This is a genomic window from Nocardia sp. NBC_01329 (assembly GCF_035956715.1).
GTDB lineage: Bacteria > Actinomycetota > Actinomycetes > Mycobacteriales > Mycobacteriaceae > Nocardia.
The window spans coordinates 5360243-5385294 of the sequence record NZ_CP108381.1; the positions used below are offsets into that span (position 1 = coordinate 5360243).

At 67.5% G+C, this 25052-nt stretch carries 23 protein-coding genes, 1 tRNA gene and 1 pseudogene; 11 read left to right on the forward strand and 14 right to left on the reverse strand.

Annotated elements, in window-relative coordinates:
* Window positions 1-52 precede the first annotated feature (52 nt).
* The 4 genes from OG405_RS24390 to OG405_RS24405 are packed head-to-tail and all read right to left on the reverse strand — an operon-like array spanning window position 53 to window position 5255.
* Window positions 53-1690, reverse strand: coding sequence for an ABC transporter ATP-binding protein (locus tag OG405_RS24390; RefSeq protein WP_327148762.1), 1638 nt, complete (start codon window positions 1688-1690; stop codon window positions 53-55).
* 46 nt (window positions 1691-1736) lie between these two features.
* Window positions 1737-2699, reverse strand: a complete 963-nt coding sequence (locus OG405_RS24395) for an ABC transporter permease (protein ID WP_327148763.1) — start codon at window positions 2697-2699, stop codon at window positions 1737-1739.
* A gap of 14 nt (window positions 2700-2713) precedes the next feature.
* Window positions 2714-3640: an ABC transporter permease gene (locus tag OG405_RS24400; RefSeq protein WP_327148764.1), complete on the reverse strand. Its 927-nt coding sequence runs from the start codon at window positions 3638-3640 to the stop codon at window positions 2714-2716.
* 49 nt (window positions 3641-3689) lie between these two features.
* Window positions 3690-5255 carry a peptide ABC transporter substrate-binding protein gene (locus OG405_RS24405; RefSeq protein WP_442790786.1) on the reverse strand — a complete coding sequence of 522 codons (1566 nt, stop codon included), beginning with the start codon at window positions 5253-5255 and terminating at the stop codon, window positions 3690-3692.
* Window positions 5256-5597: 342 nt separating this feature from the next.
* Between OG405_RS24405 and acs the strand changes: the two genes are divergently transcribed.
* The 4 genes and pseudogenes from acs to OG405_RS24425 all read left to right on the forward strand — a co-directional run bounded on the left by acs (window position 5598) and on the right by OG405_RS24425 (window position 9554).
* On the forward strand, window positions 5598-7553 hold the full coding sequence (acs, locus tag OG405_RS24410) for an acetate--CoA ligase (RefSeq protein ID WP_327148765.1): 1956 nt from the start codon (window positions 5598-5600) through the stop codon (window positions 7551-7553).
* A 112-nt stretch (window positions 7554-7665) separates the two neighbouring features.
* Window positions 7666-7998, forward strand: a pseudogene (locus OG405_RS24415) (Na+/H+ antiporter NhaA); the annotation flags it as partial.
* 37 nt (window positions 7999-8035) lie between these two features.
* Complete coding sequence (locus OG405_RS24420; protein WP_327148766.1) at window positions 8036-8536, forward strand: phage holin family protein; 501 nt, start codon at window positions 8036-8038, stop codon at window positions 8534-8536.
* Between the two features lie 49 nt (window positions 8537-8585).
* Entirely contained in the window at window positions 8586-9554 is a 969-nt protein-coding gene (locus tag OG405_RS24425) for an alpha/beta fold hydrolase (RefSeq protein WP_327148767.1), read from the forward strand.
* A 161-nt stretch (window positions 9555-9715) separates the two neighbouring features.
* Here the strand turns inward: OG405_RS24425 and OG405_RS24430 are convergent, their stop codons facing one another.
* The 4 genes from OG405_RS24430 to nth all read right to left on the reverse strand — a co-directional run bounded on the left by OG405_RS24430 (window position 9716) and on the right by nth (window position 13168).
* Window positions 9716-10909, reverse strand: coding sequence for a MarP family serine protease (locus tag OG405_RS24430; protein ID WP_327148768.1), 1194 nt, complete (start codon window positions 10907-10909; stop codon window positions 9716-9718).
* Window positions 10906-11610 carry an NUDIX hydrolase gene (locus OG405_RS24435; RefSeq protein WP_442790601.1) on the reverse strand — a complete coding sequence of 235 codons (705 nt, stop codon included), beginning with the start codon at window positions 11608-11610 and terminating at the stop codon, window positions 10906-10908. The genes OG405_RS24430 and OG405_RS24435 overlap by 4 nt, the downstream gene beginning before the upstream one ends.
* 200 nt (window positions 11611-11810) lie before the next feature.
* Window positions 11811-12464 (reverse strand): TlpA family protein disulfide reductase, encoded by a 654-nt coding sequence (locus tag OG405_RS24440; protein ID WP_327148769.1) that lies wholly within the window; start codon window positions 12462-12464, stop codon window positions 11811-11813.
* Window positions 12461-13168: an endonuclease III gene (gene nth / locus OG405_RS24445; protein WP_327152494.1), complete on the reverse strand. Its 708-nt coding sequence runs from the start codon at window positions 13166-13168 to the stop codon at window positions 12461-12463. Before nth ends, OG405_RS24440 begins: the two co-directional genes overlap by 4 nt.
* A gap of 232 nt (window positions 13169-13400) precedes the next feature.
* Here nth and OG405_RS24450 point away from each other — a divergent pair, with 232 nt between their 5' ends.
* Together OG405_RS24450 and OG405_RS24455 are read left to right on the forward strand one after the other, a co-directional pair.
* Window positions 13401-13640, forward strand: coding sequence for a hypothetical protein (locus tag OG405_RS24450; protein ID WP_327148770.1), 240 nt, complete (start codon window positions 13401-13403; stop codon window positions 13638-13640).
* A 156-nt stretch (window positions 13641-13796) separates the two neighbouring features.
* A complete protein-coding gene (locus tag OG405_RS24455) occupies window positions 13797-14471 on the forward strand; it encodes a Crp/Fnr family transcriptional regulator (RefSeq protein ID WP_327148771.1) in 675 nt (224 codons plus the stop codon).
* Window positions 14472-14642: 171 nt separating this feature from the next.
* Here OG405_RS24455 and OG405_RS24460 read toward each other — a convergent pair whose 3' ends face one another.
* The 3 genes from OG405_RS24460 to OG405_RS24470 all read right to left on the reverse strand — a co-directional run bounded on the left by OG405_RS24460 (window position 14643) and on the right by OG405_RS24470 (window position 16182).
* Window positions 14643-15458: an MBL fold metallo-hydrolase gene (locus tag OG405_RS24460; protein ID WP_442790787.1), complete on the reverse strand. Its 816-nt coding sequence runs from the start codon at window positions 15456-15458 to the stop codon at window positions 14643-14645.
* A gap of 68 nt (window positions 15459-15526) precedes the next feature.
* Window positions 15527-16012 carry a RidA family protein gene (locus tag OG405_RS24465; protein ID WP_327148773.1) on the reverse strand — a complete coding sequence of 162 codons (486 nt, stop codon included), beginning with the start codon at window positions 16010-16012 and terminating at the stop codon, window positions 15527-15529.
* Window positions 16013-16017: 5 nt separating this feature from the next.
* The gene (locus OG405_RS24470; RefSeq protein WP_014348616.1) at window positions 16018-16182 is read right to left on the reverse strand and encodes a DUF4177 domain-containing protein; all 165 of its coding nucleotides are present in this window, start codon (window positions 16180-16182) and stop codon (window positions 16018-16020) included.
* A gap of 168 nt (window positions 16183-16350) precedes the next feature.
* On the opposite strand from OG405_RS24470, the gene OG405_RS24475 reads away from it, so the two are divergent.
* Together OG405_RS24475 and OG405_RS24480 are read left to right on the forward strand one after the other, a co-directional pair.
* Complete coding sequence (locus tag OG405_RS24475; RefSeq protein ID WP_327152495.1) at window positions 16351-17370, forward strand: ArsA-related P-loop ATPase; 1020 nt, start codon at window positions 16351-16353, stop codon at window positions 17368-17370.
* Window positions 17367-18506, forward strand: coding sequence for an ArsA family ATPase (locus OG405_RS24480; RefSeq protein WP_327148774.1), 1140 nt, complete (start codon window positions 17367-17369; stop codon window positions 18504-18506). Before OG405_RS24475 ends, OG405_RS24480 begins: the two co-directional genes overlap by 4 nt.
* Window positions 18507-18606: 100 nt before the next feature.
* Here OG405_RS24480 and OG405_RS24485 read toward each other — a convergent pair whose 3' ends face one another.
* The gene (locus tag OG405_RS24485; protein WP_327148775.1) at window positions 18607-18930 is read right to left on the reverse strand and encodes a WhiB family transcriptional regulator; all 324 of its coding nucleotides are present in this window, start codon (window positions 18928-18930) and stop codon (window positions 18607-18609) included.
* A gap of 350 nt (window positions 18931-19280) precedes the next feature.
* Between OG405_RS24485 and OG405_RS24490 the strand changes: the two genes are divergently transcribed.
* Window positions 19281-21668, forward strand: coding sequence for a penicillin-binding protein (locus OG405_RS24490; RefSeq protein ID WP_327148776.1), 2388 nt, complete (start codon window positions 19281-19283; stop codon window positions 21666-21668).
* 40 nt (window positions 21669-21708) lie between these two features.
* Here OG405_RS24490 and OG405_RS24495 read toward each other — a convergent pair whose 3' ends face one another.
* Window positions 21709-22173 (reverse strand): GatB/YqeY domain-containing protein, encoded by a 465-nt coding sequence (locus OG405_RS24495; RefSeq protein WP_327148777.1) that lies wholly within the window; start codon window positions 22171-22173, stop codon window positions 21709-21711.
* Window positions 22174-22377: 204 nt separating this feature from the next.
* Here OG405_RS24495 and OG405_RS24500 point away from each other — a divergent pair, with 204 nt between their 5' ends.
* Both OG405_RS24500 and OG405_RS24505 read left to right on the forward strand, forming a co-directional pair.
* Window positions 22378-23340 (forward strand): metallophosphoesterase, encoded by a 963-nt coding sequence (locus OG405_RS24500; protein ID WP_327148778.1) that lies wholly within the window; start codon window positions 22378-22380, stop codon window positions 23338-23340.
* A gap of 83 nt (window positions 23341-23423) precedes the next feature.
* Window positions 23424-23497, forward strand: a tRNA-Pro gene (locus OG405_RS24505).
* Between the two features lie 241 nt (window positions 23498-23738).
* On the opposite strand, the gene OG405_RS24510 is transcribed toward OG405_RS24505, so the two are convergent.
* Complete coding sequence (locus OG405_RS24510) at window positions 23739-25025, reverse strand: glycerate kinase family protein (protein ID WP_327152496.1); 1287 nt, start codon at window positions 25023-25025, stop codon at window positions 23739-23741.
* Window positions 25026-25052 lie beyond the last annotated feature (27 nt).

The following is a 25052-nucleotide window of genomic DNA, read 5'->3' on the forward strand; positions in this document are numbered from 1 at the left end:
CGCGGCGCGAGCGGGTCGGCGTACCCGTTCGGGCGCCGGCCCGAACCGGCTCTCAGCCGACGAACAGATCGCGGCCCGGGATGGCGTCGAGCAGGCGGCGGGTGTACTCCTCGCGCGGGGAGTCGAAGATCTCGCCGGTGACCGCAGCCTCGACGATCCGCCCCCGGTGCATCACCAGGACCTCGTCCGCGAGCTGGGCGACCACCGCCAGATCGTGGGTGATGAAAAGGTAGGTGAGACCCAGCTCGTCCTGGAGCCGGGTGAGCAGCTCGAGAATGTTCTGCTGGACCAATACGTCCAGCGCCGATACCGCTTCGTCACAGATCAGTAGTTCCGGTTCCAGGGCGAGGGCGCGCGCGATGGCGACCCGTTGCCGCTGCCCGCCGGAGAGCTCGTTGGGGTAGCGAGCCAGCACACTGCTGGGTAGCGCGACCTGTTCCAGCAGCTCGCGGACCCGGATTCCACGTTCGGCGCGGGTGCCCAGGCCGTGGGTCCGCAGCGGTTCCTCGATACACCGGTGGATCGAGTACATCGGATCGAGCGAGGCGTACGGGTTCTGGAAGATCGGCTGCACCCGGCGGCGGAACCGGACCTGTTCGCGACCGCGCAGGCCACCGATATCCCTGCCGTCGAAGGCGACCGAACCGGAACTGGGTTCGAGCAGACCGAGCACGAGCTGAGCGACTGTGGACTTCCCGGACCCGGACTCGCCGACCAGAGCGGTGGTACGGCCGCGATGCAACGCGAACGAGACATCGTCGACGGCAACGGCTTCCCCGGACCGCCACGGCACCGAACCGCGGGTCCGATACCGCTTGGTGAGCCGGTCGGCGACCAGGACGGGAGCCGCGCCGTCGTGCGCACGAGCGCGCCCCGGACGGCGAGCGGCCGTCAGGGAGGGCGCCGAGTCGACCAGCTTCCGGGTGTACTCGTGCCGCGGATCGCGCAGCAGTTCCAGTGCCGGGCCCGACTCCACCACCCGGCCGCGGTACATCACCACCAGATGTTCGGCCCGTTCGGCGGCCAGCCCGAGATCATGGGTGATGAGCAACATCGCGGTCCCGAATTCTCCGGTGAGACCGGCGATGTGATCGAGAATCCGGCGCTGCACAGTGACATCGAGGGCGGAGGTCGGTTCGTCGGCGATCAGCAGATCAGGCCGGCCCGACAGTGCCATCGCGATCAGCGCGCGCTGTCGAAGGCCGCCGGACAGTTCATGGGGATACTGATCGATCCGCTGCTCGGGGTCGGGTATACCCGCCGCGCGCAGGAGTTCCACCGCTTGTTCCTGTGCGGCGCGGCCGCGGGCGATACCGTTGGCCACCAGCGTTTCTCGGATCTGGAACCCGATCTTGTGCACCGGGTCCAAGTTCGACATCGGGTCCTGGGGCACGAAGCCGATCCTGGTTCCGCGTAGGTCCACCAGTCGCGATTCGGGCGCACCGGCCAGTTCCGTTCCGTCGAATTCGATACTGCCACCGACGATTCGGCCGGCCCGCGCCAGCAGACCGATGATCGCCTGCGCGGTGGTCGACTTCCCGGACCCGCTCTCGCCGACAATCGCGACCGTCTCCCCCGCGTACACCGTCAGGTCCACACCGCGCACGGCGTCCACCCTTTTGTCCCCCGACCCGAACGCGATACGCAGATCGCGGATCCGGAGCAGCGGATGCTCGTTCTCGGCGCTCATATCTGCTCCCTGCCTCGACTCCGCGACCCCCACTCGCCCGATGCGCTCACCTCGACGCCCGACCTTTCGGATCCAGGGCATCGCCCAGGGCGTCACCGAGCATGATGAAGCCGAGCACCGTCAGCGCCAGGGCGGTGGCCGGGTAGAAGAGGATCAGCGAACCGCCGCGCAACTGCTGCTGGCCGGTCGCGATATCGGCGCCCCAGGAAACCTCGGTCGGTGGTAGACCGACGCCCAGGAACGACAGTGTCGCCTCGGTGACGATGAAGACCCCGAGCCAGATCGCGGTCACCACGATCACCGGGCCCAGCGAGTTGGGCACGACGTGCCGGATCAGGATGACGAGACGGGATACGCCCAGCGCTCGTGCCGCCAGTACGTATTCGCTGTCCTTCGCGGCGATCACCGCACCGCGGGCGATCCGCGCCGCCTGCGGCCAGGTGAAACCGGCGAGCGTGATGATCACCAGCCAGACCGTCCGGGTGGTCGACAACTGCATGAGCACAATGGCGGCGAGCATCAGCGGAATTGCGTACACGATCTCGGAGATCCGGGAGATCACCGAGTCGAGCAGTCCACCGTAATATCCGGCCAGCGCCCCTAGCGTGGCACCCACCAGTACGAACAGCAGAGCAGCGCCGACGCCGGTGAGGACCGACGCACGCGCCCCGTAGACGGTGCGGGCGTAGATATCGCACCCCTGCAGATCGAAGCCGAACCAGTGCGCCGCGCTCGGCGGCAGCAGGCTGTTGTCCACCACGCAGTAGCGCGGGTCCTGAGCGGTGAACAGGCCCGGGAACGCCGCGACCACCAGGACCAGCGCAATGATCGCCACCGCTACCAGGAACAACGGATTGCGGCGCAGACCGTGCCAGGCCTGACCCCAGAATCCGTTCGGTGCGCCCACTGCCCGTACTCGGTCGGTGGTCTCGACGGCGACCGCGTCCGGCGCCGCGACCCAGCGCTGCCTGTCCGGCCTGATCGGGCGGGCCGGCAACTCATCGGACATGACCACACTCCTGTTCAGGTATAGCGGATCCGCGGATCGAGCACGGCGTACAGCAGGTCCACCAAGAGGTTGGCGAGCAGGAACACCACGATCAGCACCGTGACGAACGAGACCACCGTCGGGGCCTCGCCCCGGACGACGGCCTGGTAGAGAGTGCCGCCGACGCCCGGAATGTTGAAAATTCCCTCGGTCACGATCGCTCCGCCCATCAGCGCGCCCAGATCGGCACCTAGGAAGGTGATCACCGGGATCAGCGAATTGCGCAGGATATGTACCCGGACCACCCGCCGCCGCGGCAGTCCCTTGGCGGTAGCGGTGCGCACGTAGTCGGCGTCCCGGTTCTCGGCGACCGCGTTACGGGTCAGCCGCAGCACGTAGGCGAAGGACAACGCGCCGAGCACCAGCGCCGGTACCACCAACCGGCCCCAGCTCGCGTCGGCACCGACGGTGACCGGTGCGATCCCCCACTCGACGCCCAGCAGGTATTGGGCGAGGAAACCCAGCACGAACACCGGGATCGCGATCACGACCAGGCTCAACACCAGCATCGTGGAGTCGAACAACTTCCCTTTCCGCAAGCCCGCCAGCGTGCCGAACAGGACTCCGAATACCGCCTCGAACAGCAGCGCCAGGACTGTGAGTCGGATGGTGATCGGAAAGGCGCGGGCCAGTTCGTCTTTCACCGAGCGCCCGGAGAACGTGGTGCCGAGATCGAAGGTGAAGATGCCCTTCAGGTAGTAGAGGTACTGCACCAGGAACGAGCGGTCGAGGTGGTAGCGGGCCCTCAGTTGCGCTTCCAACGCGGGCGTGAGGGTTCGGTCACCGGCCAGGGCGGCGACCGAACCGCCGGAGACCTTGTAGATCAGGAAGTAGATGAGCAGGGTCGCCCCGAAGAACACCGGGATCATCTGCAGCAGCCGCCGCACTACATACCACGCCATGGGCACTCCTGCGGTTCGGGCGAGGATCCGCCGGCGGCGGTCATGGCGGTCATATCAGCTCGATGTTCTCGAAATCGGCCAGTCCGTTCCAACCGAAGGTGACACCCCGGACCCGCTCGGACCAACCGGCCGAGTTGACGTAGTCGAAGATCGGGATGGTCGGCAAATCGCGTAGTAGCAGTGTCTGCGCGCGAGCGACCAGCGCCCATGACGCGGCCTCGGTCGGCGCCGCCTCGGCGGCCGCGATCAGCGCGTCGAATTCGGGGTTGTGGTAATCGAAATCGTTGGTTTCGGAGTTGCTCAGGAAACCGGGCTCCAGGAACTGGAGCATGGTCGGATAGTCACCCTGCCATCCGGACCGGAACGCCTTGCCGATGGTCCGCGTGGTGATCTGGTCCCGCAACTGCTTGAACGTCGGCAGGGCCGCACCGACGGCCTCGATCCCCAGAGTGTTCTTGATGCTGTTGGCGACCGCGTCCACCCATGCCTGGTGATCGCCGTCGGCGTTGTAGGCGATTTCGAAACGTCCACTCCACGGCGAGATCTCGTCGGCCGCCGCCCACAGCCGACGCGCCTCGTCGGGGTTGTAGTCCAGCACCCGCGCACCGGGCAGGTCGCCCTCGTAGCCCGGCAGCACCGGGGAGGTGTAGTCCCGCGCGGGGCGGCGGGTGCCCCGGAATATCTTGTCGCCGATGGCCTGCCGCTGGATCGCCATCGAGATCGCGTGCCGGCGCAACCGGCCTTCCGCACCGCCGAAATGCGGCAGCCCGGGCTGGGTGCCGATCCATTGGTTCTGCGCGGTCGTCGCCGAGGCGGAACGATCTCCCAGATCCGCGTCCACCACGGTCAGCGCACTGGCGGGGACCGTATCCAGCACATCCAGGTTGCCGGCCAGCAGATCGGCGTAGGCGGCGTCGAAATCCGAATAGAAAACGAAGGTCAAGCCCTTGTTCCGAGGTGGACGCCCGCCCCGGTAGTTCTCGCTGGGCACCAGATCCAATTTCACATCGTGCTGCCAGGCATCGGGGCCGGCGAACCGGTAGGGCCCGTTACCGATCGGGTACTTCCCGAATTCCTCCATATCCGCGTAGGCCGCCTGCGGCAGCGGATAGAAGGGGGCATAGGCCAACCGGGTCCGGAAATCGATCGTCGGCTCTTTCAGCGCGACGGTGAAGGTGAGGTCGTCGAGTACGCGCAGCCCCGCCATGGTCCGCGCCCGGGGCGGATCGGCTTGCACATCCTCGAACCCGGCGATAGGCGCATAGGTGTAGCTCTGCAACTGCGCGTTGGTGATCAGGGCGCCGTAGTTCCATGCGTCGACGAACGAATGCGCTGTCACCGCGGAACCGTCGGAGAACGTCCAGCCCGATTTCAACCTGATCCGGTAGAACTGCTGATCGGTGGTCTCGATGGATTCGGCGACCTCGTCGTGCAGGCTGCCGTCCGCCGCGATCCGGCGCAGGCCGGCGAACAGCCGGTCCACGATGCGCCCGCCGCCGTTCTCGTTGGTGTTCGACGGCACCAGCGGATTCTGCGGTTCGGAGCCGTTGACCGCGATGGATTCACCGAGGGCCGGCGTCACCGTACAAGCGGGCAGGATCGTCAGACCGACCAGGACCAGCACCGGGCCGACGACCCGCAGCACCCACGACGATCCCCTCACACACCCTCCCGGCTCGTCATTTATCGATGCCTGCACCCCGCAGAGTCGTCTGCAGAATATAGGCCCCGTTGCGCGATCCCGCCGGGTTCGTGAACTCTCGCATCGATCGCCACCACCTCGCGGCCACCACCTCGCGACCACCACCTCGCGACCGCCACCGTTCGTCCGCCGCCGACTGCCGCTCACCGGGCACCGGCGACCATTCGTCCCGGGATCACCGCGGCGGGGTGGAGCGAGAGTTTAGGGTCACAGGTGGCCCCTTATGGTGCAGGTAACGCGAAGGAAGTGACTCAGATGACCGAAACCGCCGATCACCCGGACGCCTACCCGCCGAGCGCGGAGTTCGCTGCCGCGGCGAATGTCGATGCCGGTATCTACGAGCGTGCCGCGCAGGACCGCGAAACGTTCTGGGCCGAGCAGGCCGATCACCTGCACTGGCACGAGCGGTGGAACCAGGTACTCGACTGGACCGATGCCCCGGTGGCGAAATGGTTCGTCGGCGGCCGGCTCAATGTCGCGTACAACTGCGTGGACCGCCATGTGCTGGAGGGGCGCGGCGACAAGGTCGCGCTGCACTGGGAGGGCGAGCCGGGCGATTCCCGCACGATCACTTATTCCGATCTGCTCGCCGAGGTGAGCCGGGCCGCCAACTATCTGACCGAACTCGGGCTGACCGCGGGCGACCGTGTCGCGATCTATATGCCGATGATCCCCGAGACCATCGTGGCGATGCTGGCGTGTGCCCGCCTGGGCCTCCCCCACTCCCTGATCTTCGCCGGCTTCTCGCCGACCGCACTGCGCCAGCGGATCGACGATGCCGAAGCCCGCCTGGTCATCACCGTCGACGGCCAGTGGCGGCGCGGTAACCCCGCACCGCTCAAGGAGGCCGTCGACGAAGCACTGCTCGCGAAGGGCGATGTGCCCTCCAGCGTGGAACACATGCTGGTGGTGCGCCGCGTCGGTACCGAGGTGGAATGGACCGAGGGCCGCGACCTCTGGTGGCACGAAACCGTCGCGCAGGCCGACCCGGTCCATGAGGCCCAGGCCTTCGACGCCGAACATCCCCTGTTCATCCTCTACACCTCGGGGACCACGGGTAAGCCCAAAGGGATCCTGCACACCAGCGGCGGCTATCTGACCCAGACCAGCTACACGCACCGGGTGGTGTTCGATCACAAACCCGAGACCGATGTGTACTGGTGCACCGCCGATGTCGGCTGGGTGACCGGGCACAGCTATATCGTCTACGGCCCGCTGGCCAACGGCGCCACCCAGGTGCTCTACGAGGGCACGCCGAATTTCCCCGACGAGCACCGGCACTGGCAGATCATCGAGAAGTACGGCGTCACGATCTACTACACCGCGCCGACGCTGGTGCGCACCTTCATGAAATGGGGCCGCCAGATTCCCGACGCGCACGATCTGTCCAGCATCCGGGTGCTCGGTTCGGTCGGCGAGCCGATCAACCCGGAGGCCTGGCGCTGGTATCGGGACGTGATCGGCTCCGGCACCGCACCGATCGTGGACACCTGGTGGCAGACCGAAACCGGCGCCATCATGATCTCCCCGCTGCCCGGTATCACCGCGACCAAACCCGGTGCCGCCATGACCCCGGTGCCCGGTGTCACGGCCGCGGTCGTCGATGAAGAGGGCAAACCCGTGCGCCGCGGCGAGACCGAGGCCAACGGTTACCTGGTGCTGGACCAGCCGTGGCCGTCGATGCTGCGGGGCATCTGGGGCGATATGGAGCGCTACCGGGCCACCTACTGGGACCGTTTCGCCGAACAGGGCTGGTACTTCGCCGGCGACGGGGCGAAACTCGACATCAACGGCGACCTCTGGGTGCTGGGCCGGGTCGACGACGTGATGAATGTATCCGGCCACCGCATCTCCACCGCCGAAGTGGAATCCGCGCTGGTCGGGCACTCCGGAGTAGCGGAGGCGGCAGTGGTAGGCGCCACCGACGAGACCACCGGTCAGGGCATCGTGGCGTTCGTGATCCTCACCGCCGGTGCGACCGATACCGGGGCCGCCATGGTCGACGAACTCAAGGCCGAAGTGGCCCGCGAGATCAGTCCGATCGCCCGGCCGCGGGAGATCCACGTGGTGCCCGAACTGCCCAAGACCCGCAGCGGCAAGATCATGCGACGGTTGCTGCGCGATGTGGCCGAGGGCCGGGAACTCGGCGATACCTCGACCCTGGTGGACCCGCGGGTTTTCGAGGCCATCCGCGCCGGTCGCTCCGACTGACCCGAACCGATCCGGGCGCCCGTCCACGCGAACCTTCCGCCCCTCGGGCGATCTGATTCCGTGGGCCCGGGCACCCGGCTCCGGAGCGCGTGCACGGCCGTCCGGGGAGTGACGAAGCGCGTGCGGAAACCTGCTGGTCGGCAAAACCGTCGAGATCTTCGGGGTGAGCTGGCCGGCCCTCCGCACCGGAATCGCCGAACGTGCGGCGCATCTGGGCTATCGCGATATGTTCGCCCTGTCGGTGCTCGGCGCGATCGGGTTCACCGTTAGCCTGCTCGTGGCGGAACCGGCATTGGAGAACTATCCCGATTCCGCCGAACTCGCCGAGGCCGCGGTCCCGGTGACGTCCATGGCCGCATCGCCGGCCGGTTCGGCGCTACTGTTGCGGCGTGGGCGTGTCCACCGAGCGCGGCGAGACGCGGATGCGCTAGAACCAGAACAGTAAGACCGAGCAGGACCGGGACAGGGAGAGGGTCGACCACGTGAGTGTCACACAGGGCGGTAACGGAGACGGTGTACGAGGCGGCGCGGTCACCTCGATTCCGCTGTCCGAGATCGACCCGCACGCATCGGCCAGTTTCGGCAGTCTGGTCCGCGACGCCTCCGAACAGGTCTCGACCCTGGTCCGCGCCGAGGTGGCCCTGGCGAAGGCCGAGGTCACCGGTGAGATCAAGAAGGGCCTGCAGGGCAGCGTCTTCTTCATCGGCGCGCTGACCGTGCTGCTGTTCAGCAGTTTCTTCTTCTTCTTCGCCGTCGCCGAGACCCTGGACATCTGGCTCACCCGGTGGGCCGCGTTCTGGATCGTCTTCGCGTTCATGATCGTGGTGACGGCGCTGCTGGCGTTTCTCGGCTACCGCAAGGTGAAGAAGCTGCGCGCCCCGGAGAAGACCATCGATTCGCTCAAGCAGACCCGCACGGTCCTGCCCTCCGGCTTCGGCAGTCACGACGACTCGAGCGCGCTGGAGAAGACCACGCAGCGGTAGGCGGGTCCGGCCCACGGCGACACCCCGGCATTCACTACGCTCGGACGACGTGGCGTCGAACTTTCCACCGGACCCGTCCAGCGTGCGCTTCGGCGGTCCCTGGACGCACCGCGATGTGCACGCCAACGGGATACGGCTGCACGTGGCCAGCGCGGGACCGGAGCATCCGGAGGCGCCGCTGGTCGTGCTGCTGCACGGTTTCGCGGACTTCTGGTGGTCGTGGCGCCATCAACTCACCGCGCTCGCCGAACTCGGCAACCACGTGGTCGCGGTCGATCTGCGCGGCTACGGCGACAGCGACAAACCCCCTCGTGGCTACGACGGCTGGACGCTGGCCGGGGATATCGCCGGGCTGATCCGCGCACTCGGCCACACCGACGCGACGCTGGTCGGGCATGCCGACGGGGGCCTGGTCTGCTGGGCGACCGCGGTCCTGCATCCACGACTCGTGCGGTCGATCGCCGTAGTGTCCTCCCCGCATCCGGCGGCTCTCAAGACCTCGGTGTTGCGCGACAACGCTCAGCGCAGCGCGTGGTTGCCGGAGTTCCTGCGTGATCAACTCCCGCGCTTCCCCGAAGCCCGGCTGACCCGTGACGACGGCGCCGGCGTCGTCACGATCCTGGCCGGGCGCGGTTCGCGCTCCTGGGCGCGGACCCCGGATTTCGCCGACAGCGCGAACCGTATGCGTTCGGCCATCCAGATTCCCGGCACGGCCCATTGCGGGCTGGAATATCGCCGCTGGGCCTTCCGCAGTCAATGGCGTGCCGACGGCCGCCGGTTCATCGCCGTGATGCGTAAACCGATCGATATTCCGGTGGTATCGATGCGGGGCGAGTACGACCGGTACATCCTGCCCGCCACTGTGCATCGCGGACCGCAACTCTCACCGCAACGCCGGGTGGTCACCATCCGTGACGCTGCGCATTTCGCGCATCAGGAGAATCCGGACGCGGTCACCGCCGAGATCGTGAAACTGCTCGCCGGAACGGACCGGCGAAGACCGGGCCGCTACGCCTGATCGGCGTTGCCGGGCGGAGTTCGTCCTCGAGCAGCGCCCATCTCGGGCCCGCGCACGGCCGGAGAGCAGGCGGCAGTACGTCCTGCGGGCAGCTGCCGGGCCGCACAGCCCGCACAGAGCCGGAGGGCGGGCAGGAGCTACGCCGCCCCGGCCTCGTCCTGTCAGCTCAACACGCACGGACCGGTATCCACCGGCGAACCGGCCGACGGTGCACTGTCGATACGTTCCCGGACCTCGTCGAGGGTGAGCACATAGCCGGTGTCGTCGTCGGTGACGGCAGCACCGAACACCACCCCGAGCACATTGCCCTCGGTATCGACCAGGGGCCCACCGGAATTACCGGCCCGCACCGAACCGCGCACGGTGTAGACCTCGCGTTCGACGGTGCCGTCCCGGTAGATCGTCGGGCCGGTGAGGTCCAGTGTCTCGCGCACCCGGGCCGCGCTCGCCGTGTACCGGCCGCCGCCCGGGTATCCGAGAACGATCGCGCTCTCTCCCGATTCGGCCGGTTCCGGTGCCCGCGGGATGACCGGCGCGACCAGCCCGGGCACCGCCAGCACCGCGATATCCATGGACGGATCGAATTCGACCACCGACGCGTCCAACGGTCCGGCGGCGGAATCCACTGTCACGCTGGTGGTACCGGCCACGACGTGCGCATTGGTCATCACCCGTTCCGGTGCCACCACGAACCCGGACCCTTCCAGTGCCCGTTGGCAACTCGGCGCGACGCCGCGGATACGCAGCACACTCTGCTGCAGGGAACCCGCCACCGGACTGGCCAGCACACTGGGGTCCGGGGGTTCCACCGCGGCGATGGGTGCGCGCCCGAACGGACCGATGACATCGGGCAGCCCCGAAGTGTTGAGCAGTTTGGAGAACTCGTTGGGCAACTGGCGCAACCAGTCCGGTGCGACCCGATTCACATCGGCGAGTACCCGGGAACTGTTGATCGCCGACGCGATGGCGGGCTGCGACGAGGTCGCCAGCGGAAGCGCCAGCAGCCAGGCCGTGACCAGTACGGCGCCGGTCTGTAGTACCGCTCCGACGGCGCTGTCGGCCCCGCGGGCGAACGGATGGGTCATCCCACTGCGCGCGGCCCGTCCCAGCACCATCCCGGCGACCTCGCCGACGATCACCAGCAGCACGATGAGCAGCACACCGGCCAGTACCCGGCTGCGGCCCTCCTCGATGTGCAGAAGGATGTGCGGGGCGATCAGGATGCCGGCGACCGCGCCGAGAACCACCCCGAGAAAAGCCAACGCGGACGCCACCGCGCCCTGCCGCCACCCCGAGGAGGCGGCCAGGAGCGCCAATATGACAACCGCTATATCGAGCCACGCAGAGGAGCTCACAACACCATCCCCACCGCGGCCAACGCCTCTTCCAGATCACGCACGTCGGTTCGGTCCCATTCCGATTCCCAGCCCAGTGAAGTCACGAGTCCGGCCAGTATGCCGCCGGTCAGTCCCCAGACCAACATTCCGTCCACCTGGAACGCCGGACTCGAGTACCCGAGCGCACTGCGCACCAGGAAACGGTTGGCCGGATCCAGCAGTTCCGCCATCGGAACCCGCACCACCCGATCGGTTTCCGCGCGGTCCACCACACGGACATTGCTCGGGGTCCGCCAGTAGGCGACGACCGGGGTCACATCGAAACGGGAAGGCGGTACGAACAGTTTCGGCAGCGTCGTGATCGGCTGCACTCCGGCCCGGTCCAGGCCGGTTTCCTCCCAGGCCTCCCGCAGCGCGGTATCGACCGGGCCTTCGTCACCCGGGTCCACCGCGCCACCGGGAAAGGCCACCTGCCCCCGGTGCTGGCGCATGGTGGACGCGCGCTGAGTCAACAAAACATCGGCGTCGGCGGGCAGCCCGCCCGGCGAGTCCGGGTCCCCCGACGGATCACCCCCGAAGAGCACCAGTACCGCAGCCTGCCGCACCTGACCGGCCAGCTTCCGGCGCAGTATCCGCGCCCGGCCCAAGGTGTCGGTGAAATCGGGCTGCCCGGGCCCCGCCGCCCCATTCAGCCAGGGCGGCACCTGCCCCTCGATCACGGAGCCTCCCGCGAAGGGGTTACATACGATCCGCGGAGGCCGCAGCGAAGGCGGAGGCATCGCATCACAGAACCTCCCGCGAAGGGATTACATACGATCCGCGGAGGCCGCAGCGAAGGCGGAGGCATCGCATCACAGAACCTCCCGCGAAGGGATTGCATGCGGTCCGCGGAGGCCGCAGCGAAGGCGAAGGTATCGCATCATGCGGCGACTCCCAGGGCGTCCGCCACACTGGCGGCGATGTCGTCGACGTCGTGGAACGGGCGAGCTACGTAGTCGGCGATCGAACCGTCCGGGCGGACCAGGACGGTGATCGGCAGGGCTGTCGGGGCCTGCGCGGCCGCGCGGACGCGGGCGTCCGGGTCCTGCAGAGCGGGCAGGTGTAACTCGGGGCGCCCCTGCGCCCGCAGTTCGTCGTTCAACGCGGCGAGCAGCGCGAGCGCCTTCGTCTCGTCGGGGTCACTGTGCACAGTGACCACCCGGACCGCCGAGCCTGCCCGGTCGGCATATTCCTGGAACAGGGGCAGTTCGGTCCGGCAGGGCTGGCACCAGTACGCCCACAGATTGAGCACCAGGGGCCGGCCGGTCGCCCCTACCGGGGCAGCCGGAGACCCGTCCGCGAGACAGCTCAGGACCAGATCTGTCAGCGGCCCCGGATCGTCCGGCCGTGCCGGCCCGGTCGGGCATCCCGCCGCCCCGGACGCTGCCCGCAGCGCGGGATCGATCTGCCGGGCGGGCTCCGGGGCGGATCCGGCGTCGTCCGATCCGCCGCGCGGCCAGAAAGCGACCGCCGCCGCCAATGCCACGATTACAGCCGTCAATGCCCATTTCCAGAAAACCGGTACCCGGGTCACCGGCCCACCAGTTCGAGCAGATGCGGCGCCTCCGGTCCTTTGACGAGTGCGGCCGCTGCCTCCGGGTCGGTGGGCCCGGCGCCGAACGACGGGCAATCCTTGGCCAGCAGGCACACCCCGCACGCTGGTTTCCGGGCATGACAGACACGTCGGCCGTGGAAGATCACCCGATGGGACAGCATCGTCCACTCCTTGCGCTCGATCAGCGCACCGATCGCGTGTTCGACTTTTACCGGGTCCTCCTCGGCTGTCCACCCCCAGCGACGGACCAATCGACCGAAATGAGTGTCCACGGTGATACCCGGAATTCCGAATGCGTTACCGAGAATGACATTGGCAGTTTTACGTCCGATGCCCGGCAATCGGACGAGCTCCGCCATCGTGTGAGGTAATTCACCGTCGTGCCGTTCGAGCAGGGCTTGGCCGAGGCCGATGAGCGAATTCGTTTTGTTGCGGTAGAAACCCGTGGGGCGGATGAGTTCTTCCAGCTCCACACGGTTGGCCTCCGCATATGCTCGCGCGTCCGGATAGGCGGCGAAGAGAGCCGGAGTGGTCATATTCACTCGCACATCCGTGCATTGCGCCGACAGGATCGTGGCCACCGCGAGTTCCAGAGGATTACCGAAATCCAGCTCGCAATGAGCGTCGGGAAACGCACGTGCCAGAAGCCGGTTCATCCGGCGGGCGCGGCGCACCAGACCCAACCGGGTTTCCGCCGGTCGGGCACCGGATCCGCGGGTGCGTGCCCTATCGGCCGCCGGGCGCGCGCCGACCGCCTCGACAGTGCCGGAATTGTCGCTTCCGACGGATTCTGAGGGGGAGGTACGCACCCGTCCACCATACGGAACCGTCCGACAACGTTGCCTTCTCAGTTCTACTCCCGTATTCCATCTGAGACCTCGACCGTGTTAACTACCCGGCATGCAAGGACTCGCTGTGGTGCTCTTCCCAGTGGTGTTGATGCTGTTCGCACTCGGCATGGAACGAGTGGAGAACCGTCTGCGCAAACTTCTCGAGCCCGACGAGGAAGTCCAGGCCTACCTGGACAAGGCCAGCAACGCCGAGGTCAACGAGCTGACGAAGCTCGGACTACCGGCGGCGGTCGCGCGTATGCGCCGCCGCCGCAATCGCAGCGAGGAGGCGCCGGAGACCCTCGACATCGCCCGCGCGAGCTGACTCGTGCGGGCGCCACACCGCTCCGACCCGACCGTGGTCGACCATCCTTACGTGGTGTCTGTCACTGCGCGTCGATAAGGCCGCGTAGACTGCACTGTCGGCCGAACCGCATCGGTCCGCCCGACGACTACAGCCATTTCCCTAAGGAGCACATTCGTGGACGAGGCCCTCGCCAGAGCAGGCATCTTCCAAGGCGTTGAGCCCACCGCGGTGGCTGCGCTCGCCAAACAACTGCAGCCCGTGGATTTTCCTCGCGGTCACGTCATCTTCAACGAGGGTGAACCGGGAGACCGGCTGTTCATCATCACGTCCGGCAAGGTGAAGCTGGGCCGCCGATCCCCGGACGGCCGGGAGAATCTGCTGACCATCATGGGTCCTTCGGATATGTTCGGCGAACTGTCCATCTTCGATCCCGGTCCGCGTACCTCGACCGCCACCACGGTGACCGAGGTCCGCGCGGTGACCATGGACCGTGAGGCGCTCAAGTCGTGGATCGACCAGCGTCCCGAGATCGCCGAACAGCTTCTGCGGGTACTGGCCCGCCGGTTGCGGCGAACCAACAACAACCTCGCGGATCTGATCTTCACCGATGTCCCCGGCCGGGTCGCCAAAGCGCTGCTGCAGCTCGCGCAGCGGTTCGGCACCCAGGAAGCCGGTGCGCTGCGAGTGACCCACGACCTGACTCAGGAGGAGATCGCGCAGCTCGTCGGCGCCTCCCGCGAAACGGTCAACAAGGCACTCGCCGATTTCGCGCATCGCGGCTGGTTGCGCCTCGAGGGCAAGAGCGTACTGATCTCCGATTCCGAGCGGCTGGCCCGCCGAGCCCGCTGACACCGCACGAACGGCCCGGTGCGCCCGGGGGTCCACCCGATTGCGGAGGGCGGGCCCTGGTGCCGTTCGTACTGTCGCGCGCTCGACTGTCACCGGCACGTTTCCACCCGGCACGGGCGGCACCCCTAGGGCTGTCGCCCCGGGGTGCCGCCCGTGCGGAATCCGTTCGGCTCAGTGCTGCGTGTCCGGCTCCGACCGCAGATACGTGAGCTGCGATTCCACCGAACTGCGGGCAGCCGGCCACAAGCTCTCGTCGACGTCGGAATAGACCTTGCGAACCACATCCATGGCGTCCGCGTCGGCGCCGAGCTCCGCCAAGGCCGTACGGACCTGAGCGAGTCGCTCGTGCCGATGCGCGATGTAGTACCGGGCCACCGGCTCCACATCCGGATGATCCGGTCCGTGCGCGGGCAGCAGGGCCCGCCCGGCACCCGTTTCTAGCAGCCGGTCCATCGACCGGAGATAGTCCCGCAGCGTGCCATCACGATCCAGCACCGTGGTTCCTCGACCGAGAATCGTGTCCCCGCTCAGGACCGCGTCCTCCAGCAGGAAACTCACCGAATCAGCCGTATGCCCGGGGGTGTGCAGGACGGTGATCCGTAAGCCCGCGACCGCGATCATTTCGCCGTCGGTCAGCACGGTCACGTCACCGCGCAGGAATTCCGGGTCCATCGCCCGAACCGGTGTCCCGGTCAGGCGAACCAACTCGTCGATACCGCCGGTGTGGTCGAGATGCCGATGGGTGATCAGGGTCAGCGCCACCGCGCCGCCGGTCGCCCCGACGACCGCCGCGATGTGCTCCGCGTCGTCGGGGCCCGGATCGACCACCACACAATCCGTGCGCTCGGATGACCGCAGGATCCAGGTGTTCGTACCTTCCAGGGTCATCGGTCCCGGATTGTTCGCGAGCAGCACCGACGCCGTCGGCGTCACCACACGCAGTTGCCCGTAAGCGGGATGGGTGAGTGTCACCACAACACCTCCAATTCGAAAGTTGCCTGTTCGAATCTATGGGCTCCGCGCCGGGTCCGCCGAACCAGGGCCGTCCGGCCTGCTCAGCGCACCTCGGCGATCAGTTCGACCTCCACCGGGGTGTTCTTCGGCAGTTCGAAGACGCCGACCGCCGAGCGCGCGTGCGCGCCCGCGGGACCGAACACCTCGCCCAGGAACTCCGAGGCACCGTTGATCACCAGCGGCTGATCGGTGAAACCCGGTGCCGAGGCCACGAATCCGACCACCTTCACGATCCGCACGACCTCGTCCAGGCCGACCAGATCGTGTACGGCGGCAAGCGCGTTCACCGCGCACCAGCGGGCCGCGGTCACCGCCTCGTCGAGCGATACCTCGGCGCCGACCTTGCCGACCGCGGACAGTTCACCCGCCACGAAGGGCAACTGCCCGGAGGTATAGACGTAGTTTCCGGTTCGCAGCGCGGGCACGTAGGCGGCTACCGGCGCCACCACGGGAGGTACCGTCAGGCCGAGCCGGTCGAGATTTGCGCGCCATTCGGTCACCGGACGATTCGCTTCGGATTCCCCCATGGCGCTTACTGCTTCGGCCGCTTGAGGTAGGCGACATGCTGCTCACCGGTCGGCCCGGGCAGCACCGTCACCAACTCCCAGCCGTCGGCGCCCCACTGATCCAAAATCTGTTTGGTCGCATGGGTCAGCAGCGGTACGGTCGCGTATTCCCACAGGGTCACATCGCTCATGCGCACGGAGCCTACTTGGTTCGATGGACCCGGCTCACAGTGCGATCACCGGTCCGGCGATAGAGAGCCCGTCCCGGTGTCTGGTACACCACATCCACACAAAACGGAGTATGCGGGCATCCGCCCACTGTGAGTTATAGGCTCGCGACCGTGGCAGAACCAACGACGATGTCGGAATCGGCCGAACCGGGCCTGAAGACGGGGTGGCCCGACAGCGCGACTGACGCCCGCCTGCACTACGTATCCGGTAAGGGCGGCACCGGCAAATCCACCGTGTCCGCGGCCCTGGCCCTGGCGCTGGCCGCCGGCGGGCGCCGGGTGCTGTTGGTCGAGGTGGAGAACCGGCAATCGATTGCCCAGTTGTTCGACCTGCCGCCGCTGCCACCCACCGAGACGAAGATCGCCACCGCCGACGACGGCGGCGAAGTGGTGGCACTCGCACTCGAGACCGAGCACGCGTTCCTCGAATACCTCGATATGTTCTACAACCTCGGTTTCGCCGGCCGGGCGATGCGCCGGATGGGCGCCATAGACTTCGTCACCACCATCGCACCGGGTCTGCGCGATGTGATCCTGACCGGCAAGATCAAGGAGTGCGCGGTCAGGTCCGATAAGTCCGGGCGTCCCGCTTACGACGAGGTGGTCGTCGACGCGCCACCGACCGGCCGGATCGCCGGTTTCCTCGATGTCACCCAGGCAATGGCCGAACTCGCCAAGGGCGGTCCGATCGCCGCCCAGGCCGAAGGCGTTTCCAAACTGCTGCATTCGGATCAAACGGTGATCCATCTGGTGACGCTGCTCGAAGCGCTGCCGGTGCAGGAGACCCTGGACGCGATCGCCGAGTTGCGCGGCAACGACCTGCGTATCGGCAGCGTGATCGTCAATCGCGCCGCACACAGCCCGCTCAGCGCGGCGACCCGAGCCACAGTGACGTCGGGCGAACTCGACCCCGAAGCCGTGCGCGCCGGTCTGGAATCCGCCGGAATCACGCTGTCCGCCGCCGACTTCGCGGGCCTGCTCACCGAAACCGTCGAACATTCGGCCACCCTGAGCGCGCAGGACACCAGCGCGGCCGAACTTCTCGATCTGGAGGTCGCCCGGCTGCTGCTGCCCGCCCTGCCCAACGGTATGGATCTGGGCGGCCTCTACGAACTGGCCGCACACCTGAACGAGCAGGGAGTCCGATGAGCACCCGACCGGCCGGTCCGAGACCCCTCGATATCTCCGCCATTCTCGGTGACCCCGAGGCCCGCGTGGTGGTGTGCTGCGGTTCCGGTGGCGTCGGGAAGACCACGACGGCGGCGGCGATCGCGTTGCGCGCGGCCGAGCAGGGCCGCAAGGTCGTTGTGCTCACGATCGATCCGGCCCGCCGGCTGGCCCAGTCGCTCGGGGTCGCGGATCTGGACAACAGTCCGCAACGAGTCGAGCTCGGGCCCGAAGCCGAAGGCGAGCTGCACGCCATGATGCTGAACATGCGCCGCACCTTCGACGAGATGGTGCTGGAGCACACCGCTCCGGACAAGGCCGAGCAGATCTTCGCCAACCCCTTCTATCAGGCGGTGGCCTCGTCGTTCGGCGGCACGCAGGAATATATGGCGATGGAGAAGCTCGGTCAGCTCGTGGGCCACCGGGAATGGGATCTGATCGTCGTGGACACCCCGCCCTCACGCAACGCGCTGGATTTCCTGGACGCCCCCAAACGGCTGGGCAACTTCTTGGACGGCCGCATGATCCGGGTCATCATGGCGCCCGGGCGCGGGGTCGGACGGTTCGTCACCGGCGCGATGAGCCTGGCGGTACGCGGGGTCTCGACGATCGTGGGCGGCCAGATGCTCAAAGACGCCTCGAATTTCCTGCAGTCGCTCGAATCGCTCTTCGGTGGCTTCCAGGAGCGCGCCAACCGCACATTCGCCATGCTCGCCGAACCCGGCACCCATTTCCTCGTGGTCGCCGCACCGGAGCCCGACGCGCTGCGTGAGGCGTCGTTCTTCGTGGACCGGTTGTCGACCGAGAAGATGCCGCTGGCCGGCCTGGTGCTCAACCGGACGCATCCGGTCCTGTGCTCACTGCCCTCGGATCACGCGCTCACGGCCGCCGACCGCCTCGATGATTCGGATCCGCTATCGGCGGGAGTGTTGCGCGTGCACGGTCAGCGGGTCTCGACGGCGCGGCGCGAACAGCATCTGTTGCACCGGTTCACGGGTGCGCACCCGCGGGTGCCGATCGTATCGGTGACGTCCCTGCCGTTCGACGTCACCGATCTGGTCGCCTTGCGCGCGGTCGGGGCGCAATTGGCCGGTACGCAGACCGCCGCGGACACCTGATCCGCCCCGTTCGCCCCGGCCCGATCGGGCCGGATCAGGCAAACCGCCGGGCACTCGAAACTCGAGTGCCCGGCGGTCGGTAGTCCAATAGGGAATTCGTTTACATAGCCACCTGGTGATGACGCTGGGCGTGGAAGAAGTCCGACCAGGAGGTCACCTCGGGATGCTGCTTGAGCAGCGCCCGCCGCTGGCGTTCGGTCATCCCGCCCCACACCCCGAACTCGACCCTGTTGTCCAGGGCGTCCGCCCCGCACTCCATCAGGACCGGGCAGTGCCGGCAGATCGTCGCCGCCTTGCGCTGAGCGGCGCCGCGGACGAACAGTTGATCGGGGTCCACTTCCTTGCATCGAGCCTGAGCCACCCAGGCGATCCTCGCTTCGGCTTCCTCTACGTCCAATCGAGCGACGGGGGTTGTCATGTGCATTTGGTGTGCCCCTTTGCCAGTCCGAACACCGGGTCACGGCGCTCCGGAATCGCGTGCCACTCCGCAGCAACCCGAACCCCGCTGCGAAGTGCACCACATTCCACATTGAGTGTTAGCTCTATCACACTGAGCTCTCAATCTAGGTAAAGGTATGCCGGTTGCGCAAGACCGAGTGCTGACTTTTTGGTACGTCCGTGCCTGCGCGCGGTCCCCGGTCCGCCGCCCTCCGGCCCGTATATGCACGTCAGGAACCCGCCGCGATACGCCCCGCTCAATCCACTGATCAGCCGAGACAACACCCGGTGTCCACACTTCACGAACCCCCGACAGCGACCCTCTACGCTGGTGCTGTGCCGATCACACGTGCGCTCCTCAAGCTGGCGGGCAGCTGTGTACTCGCCTCCGTGCTCGTAGCCGGATTGTTGTTCCCGGTCGCCGGAGGTTTCGGATTCGTCTCGAACCGCGCCGCCGACGCAGTCGACAACGTGTCCGCGGAACTGGTCGAGGGAACCGTCCCCGCCGTCTCCACCATGGTGGACGCGGCCGGTAATCCCATCGCCTGGCTGTACGAGCAGCGCCGGTTCGAAGTACCCAGCGACCAGATCTCCAACGATATGAAGCTGGCCATCGTCTCCATCGAGGACAAGCGCTTCGCCGACCACCACGGTGTCGACTGGCAAGGCACCATTCGTGCCTTCCTGACCAACACCAGCAGCGGCGAGGTCCAGCAAGGCGCCTCGACGCTGGACCAGCAGTACGTGAAGAACTTCAACCTCCTCGTCGTCGCCAAAACCGACGCCGAACGCCGGGCCGCCATCGAGACCACCCCGGCGCGCAAGATCCGCGAGATCCGGATGGCGCTGACCCTGGACAAGGAACTCACCAAGGACGAGGTCCTCACCCGCTATCTGAACCTGGTCCCGTTCGGCAATTCCTCCTACGGCATCCAGGACGCCGCCCAGACCTACTTCGGAATCGACGCCAAGGACCTGAACATCGCCCAGGCGGCGATGCTGGCCGGAATGGTGCAGTCCAGCTCCAAGCTGAACCCGTACACGAACCCCGAGGGTGTCACCGATCGCCGCAATACCGTGCTGGACACCCTGATGCAGAATATTCCCAGCCGCGCCGCGGAGTTCCACGCCGCGAAATCGCAGCCGCTGGGCGTGCTCCCGGAACCGAAGGGTCTGCCCCGCGGCTGTATCGCCGCCGCCGACCGCGGTTTCTTCTGCGATTACGCCCTGTCGTACCTGGCCAACGCCGGGCTCAGCAAAGAACAGATCGAAAAGGGCGGCTACCTGATCCGAACCACCCTGGACCCCGCGGTCCAGGATTCGGTGAAACGTTCGGTCAACGCGAACGCCGACCCCCATCTGGAGAACATCGCCTCGCTCATGTCGCTGATCGGCCCGGGCAAGGACAAACATCCACTGCTCGCGATGGCGAGCAGTCGTACCTACGGCTTGAACCGCGACGCGCACGAAACCCTGCTCGGCCAGCCGTACACGATGGTCGGTGACGGCGCGGGCTCGATCTTCAAGCTGTTCACCACCGCGGCCGCGATGGAAAAGGGTATGGGCACCAACGCGCAGCTGGACGTGCCGTCCCGGTTCGATGCCCGGGGTATGGGTAACGGCGGCGCCCCCGGCTGCCCGCCTGCCACCTACTGCGTCGAGAACGCCGGCAACTACCGGTCGCCCATGTCGGTCACCGAGGCGCTGGCCACCTCGCCGAACACGGCCTTCGTGAAACTGATCCAGGCCGTCGGCGTGACACCGACCGTGGATATGGCCGTCCGGCTGGGCCTACGCTCCTACACCGATCCCGGCACCTCCGGACACGACGACAACCAGAGCCTCGCCGATATGATCAAGGGCCAGAATCTCGGCTCGTTCACCCTCGGCCCGCTCGCGGTCAATCCACTGGAACTATCGAATGTGGCCGCGACCCTCGCCTCCGGCGGGACCTGGTGCCCGCCCTCGCCGATCGCGGAAGTGATCGACCGCTACGGCAAGCCGGTTCCGCTCACCGAGCAGGCATGCGAGCAGGTCGTCGAACCGGGTCTGGCCAACACCCTGGCCAATGCGATGGGCAAGGACTCCGCCGGCGGCGGTACCGCCTCGGCGGCCGCCGGGACGACCGGATGGAACCTTCCGGTGTCGGCCAAGACGGGGACCACCGAAAGCCACCGGTCCTCGGCCTTCCTGGGGTTCACCAATTCGCTCGCGGGCTCGGTCTACGTCTACGGCGACAGCCCGACCCCTGGTGAGATCTGCTCCTTCCCGCTGCGCAACTGCCCGGCGAGCGACGCCAACGGCCTGTTCGGTGGTAACGAGCCCGCCCGGACCTGGTTCGGTGCCGTCAAGAATGTCGTTTCGAACTTCCCGCCGCCGACTCTGCCGCCGGTCGACGAGAAATACGTCCGGGGCGCGGAGAACGCGCAGGTACCCGATGTCGTCGGGATGACGGCGGGCGAGGCGACCGGAGCGCTCACCGGCGCGGGCTTCAAGGTCACCTCGGTGACCTCGCCCGGTTCGGCTCCCAAGGGCACGGTCACCGGGTCCACGCCGAACGGGTCGGCGATTCCCGGCTCGCAGGTGACGATCTACATCAGCGACGGCACGGTCCGCGAGCCACCGCCGCCGGGCCGGCCGGCAGCGCCCGCCCCGGGCGTACCGGGGTTGCCGCTGCCGCCGTTCCTCCCGCCGATCCCGATCCCGATACCCATCCCGCGGTAATCGCGGTGGTGCGGGCGCGGCCCGGACCGGAAACCCGGTCCTACAGCCGCGCCTTCACCGCCGCCGAGATCCGCGAACCGTCGGCCTTGCCCGCGGCGAGCCCGGACGCGATCTTCATGACCTGGCCCATCTGCCGGATCCCCGGCCGTTCGCCGATTTCCTCCGCGACCGCAGCGATCGCGGTATCGGCCAGGTCGGCGACCTCGGCCTCGGTCAACTGTGTGGGCAGGTACTCGTCGATGATCCGGCCCTCGGCATGCTCGTTGGCAGCCAGTTCACCGCGGCCGGCCTGGGTGTAGATCTCGGCGGACTCGTTCCGTTTCTTCGATTCCTTGGTCAGTACCGCCACGACCTCGGCGTCGGACAGTTCGCGGGCTTCCTTCCCGGCCACCTCGGCCGTCTGGATCGCGGCCAGCATCATCCGCAGGGTGTTCAGACGCAGCGAATCCTTCGCCTTCATCGCGGCGGTCATATCGGCGCGCAGCCTCGTTTTCAGTTCCGACATGCGCAGAACGGTAGCCGCTGCACCCCGCCACGCCCACCGGATTACCCGCTGAACCAGGCGTGTTCGCTCTCGTGGGCATCCGGATATTTCCCGAGGCCACAGGCTTGTGCCCAGTTGTCACACCGCGTCATCGGCCCGCCACACCGCCGAAACTGTGGCTCAACACGCTGCGCGCACAGCGACCGGGTCACCTATGCTGGGCAAATGCCCGTGATCTCGACGTCGGTCCTTCGCCGAACCGCATTCGGCGCCGCCGGAGCCGCGGCGGCCGGAGTCGGCTATGCCTCACTGATCGAACGCAATGCCTTCGTACTCCGCGAGGCGACGATGCCGGTGCTGCGGCCGGGCTCGTCCCCGCTGCGGGTATTGCACATCAGCGATCTGCACATGACCCCTGGGCAGAAACTCAAACAGCAATGGTTGCGCGAGCTCGACCGGCTGGAGCCCGACCTGGTGATCAACACCGGGGACAACCTGTCGCATCAGAGAGCTGTGCCCGCTGTCGTCCAGTCGCTGGGCGGGCTGCTGTCGCGGCCGGGTCTGTTCGTATTCGGCAGCAACGACTACTTCGCGCCGGTTCCCAAGAACCCGCTGAAATACTTCGACAAAAACCACAAACGCGTCCACGGTGCTCCGCTGCCCTGGAAAGATCTGCGTGCGGCGTTCTCCGAGCGCGGGTGGCTGGATCTGACGCACACTCGCCGGGATATCGAGGTGGGCGGTATCCGTATCGCCAGCGCGGGCGTCGACGATCCGCATCTGCAGCGTGATCGCTACGACACCGTCGCCGGCGCCCCGAACCCGCTCGCCGATCTCCGGATCGGCTTGACGCACTCCCCGGAGCCGCGGGTACTGGACCGTTTCGCCGACGACGGCTACGACCTTGTCCTGGCCGGGCACACCCACGGCGGCCAGCTCTGTCTGCCCGGGTACGGCGCCCTGGTCACCAACTGCGATATCGATCGGTCGCGGGTCAAGGGTCCGTCCAAGTGGGGTGCCCACACCAGGCTGCACGTTTCGGCCGGTATCGGCACGTCACCATGGGCGCCCTATCGCTTCTGCTGCCGACCCGAGGCGACGCTGCTCACCCTGGTCGCCGTACCGCCCGAACAGCCGGTAACCAACTCCGGTCGCGGGCTCTCGACGTCGCAGGCAGTCGCCCGGTAGCTGCACACCGCCGGAAAAGAGCCCTGAACTGGCGGTTTCTTTTCCGGACCGGACCTGATGTAAGCTATCGCAGGTCCACTTCACGGGGTGTGGCGCAGCTTGGTAGCGCGCTTCGTTCGGGACGAAGAGGTCGTGGGTTCAAATCCCGCCACCCCGACTCGTGTTGGTCGAGACACGATAAGGCGCCTGACAAGGGTTAACCGGTCAGGCGCCTTTCTCGTTCACCCGCACTCGGGGGCGTACTCACCCACCTGCCCGAAGTGGTCCGCGGGACCGGCCGAACGGCATCTGGAGGCTCAACCGGATTTCCGCGATCGACCGGCTCATACAGGTGGGCGATCACCGGCGCCCGTGGGATCGGAGCGCCGGACAACGCATGCACAGTCAAGGTGTCGAACTCACCGCTGCTGCCCCCCGACCCGGCCGCGAGCACCGATACGTGGCCCCGTCGAGCGCCGGGCGGGCGGCCGGACCCGACTGTTTCCGCCACTGCCCAAGCGCACCGAAAGCGCCCCGCCCACCAGAATCATTCGCATCATCCGTTCGGCGGCGTCGGTGAGTAGGCGCTCGACGTCGGCGACGGCCTGCGACAGCGGCATCGGAACCGGGATGATCGAGGCGATGGCGCCGATACCCACATCGTGGACCAGCGGCGCGCCCTCCCCGAGCTGCCCGGCCAGCGCGACCACTGGTACCCCGTGCGCCCGCGCGCGCCGGGCGACCTCGGCGGGCACTTTGCCGTGCGGGGTCTGCAGGTCGATCGCTCCCTCGGCGGTGATCACCAGATCCGCCTGAGCGATCCGGCGATCCAGATCGGCACCGGTGAGACCGGAGTCCAGCAGTGCGTCGAACCGGGAGCGCAACCGGGCACCGATCCCACCGGCCAGGCCGGCCCCCAGCCCGCCGGAGGCACCGGTGACCGGCCCGAAACGCAGGTCACCGGCCGCGCGGCCGTCCCGTTCCAAGATCGCGACCCAGTGTTCCAGCGCCGCGGCGAGTACTTCGACCTGTTCCGGCGAGGCGCCCTTCTGCGGTCCGAAGATCCGGGCGACACCGTGCGGCCCGCACAACCGATTGTGTGGGTTTCCGGCCACCACCACCTCCGCGTCGGCCAGGCGTGGATGCAGCCGCGACAGATCGAGCTGGACCGCCCGGCCGAGTTCGCCTCCGCCGGGGCCGATCTCCTCGCCTCGGTCGTCGAGGATGCGCGCGCCCAGCGCCTGCAGCGCGCCGGCGCCACCGTCGCAGGTACCGGAGTCGCCGCAACCCACCACGATCGTGCCGACTCCCGCGTCGAGGGCGGCCGCGATGAGCTGACCGACCCCGAAGGTGGTGGTGGCGCCGGGGTCGCGGCGATCACGGGGAACATGCCGTAGCCCCGCGGCGGCGGCCACCTCGACTACGGCGGTATCCGGCGCGACCGGCCCCAGTCGCGCCCAGTGCGCGCGTACCGCGGTCTGGACCGGGCCCACCACATCGAGGTGGTGCAGTGCACCCGCAGTCGCGGCGGCCAGCATCGCCGCGGTGCCCTCACCGCCGTCGGCGATCGGGGCGAGATCCACGTGCACACCGGGCAACACCCGGCGCAGGCCGGCGGCGATGGCGTGGGCCACCGGTTCGGCGTCGAGACTTTCCTTGAACCCGCTCGGGGCGACGAGTATGCGCTGCGGAACGCGGAGGGACATCATGGTGCCTTTCGAGAGGGTTGAACG

What these genes read in the sequence shown, in the direction of transcription:
- OG405_RS24390 (WP_327148762.1), bottom strand. Translation starts at nt 1,690, where the DNA reads ATGAGCGCCGAGAACGAGCATCCGCTGCTCCGGATCCGCGATCTGCGT.
- OG405_RS24395 (WP_327148763.1), bottom strand. Translation starts at nt 2,699, where the DNA reads ATGTCCGATGAGTTGCCGGCCCGCCCGATCAGGCCGGACAGGCAGCGC.
- OG405_RS24400 (WP_327148764.1), bottom strand. Translation starts at nt 3,640, where the DNA reads ATGGCGTGGTATGTAGTGCGGCGGCTGCTGCAGATGATCCCGGTGTTC.
- acs (WP_327148765.1), top strand. Translation starts at nt 5,598, where the DNA reads ATGACCGAAACCGCCGATCACCCGGACGCCTACCCGCCGAGCGCGGAG.
- OG405_RS24465 (WP_327148773.1), bottom strand. Translation starts at nt 16,012, where the DNA reads ATGGGGGAATCCGAAGCGAATCGTCCGGTGACCGAATGGCGCGCAAAT.
- OG405_RS24470 (WP_014348616.1), bottom strand. Translation starts at nt 16,182, where the DNA reads ATGAGCGATGTGACCCTGTGGGAATACGCGACCGTACCGCTGCTGACC.
- OG405_RS24475 (WP_327152495.1), top strand. Translation starts at nt 16,351, where the DNA reads ATGTCGGAATCGGCCGAACCGGGCCTGAAGACGGGGTGGCCCGACAGC.
- OG405_RS24480 (WP_327148774.1), top strand. Translation starts at nt 17,367, where the DNA reads ATGAGCACCCGACCGGCCGGTCCGAGACCCCTCGATATCTCCGCCATT.
- OG405_RS24485 (WP_327148775.1), bottom strand. Translation starts at nt 18,930, where the DNA reads ATGCACATGACAACCCCCGTCGCTCGATTGGACGTAGAGGAAGCCGAA.
- OG405_RS24495 (WP_327148777.1), bottom strand. Translation starts at nt 22,173, where the DNA reads ATGTCGGAACTGAAAACGAGGCTGCGCGCCGATATGACCGCCGCGATG.
- OG405_RS24500 (WP_327148778.1), top strand. Translation starts at nt 22,378, where the DNA reads ATGCCCGTGATCTCGACGTCGGTCCTTCGCCGAACCGCATTCGGCGCC.
- OG405_RS24510 (WP_327152496.1), bottom strand. Translation starts at nt 25,025, where the DNA reads ATGTCCCTCCGCGTTCCGCAGCGCATACTCGTCGCCCCGAGCGGGTTC.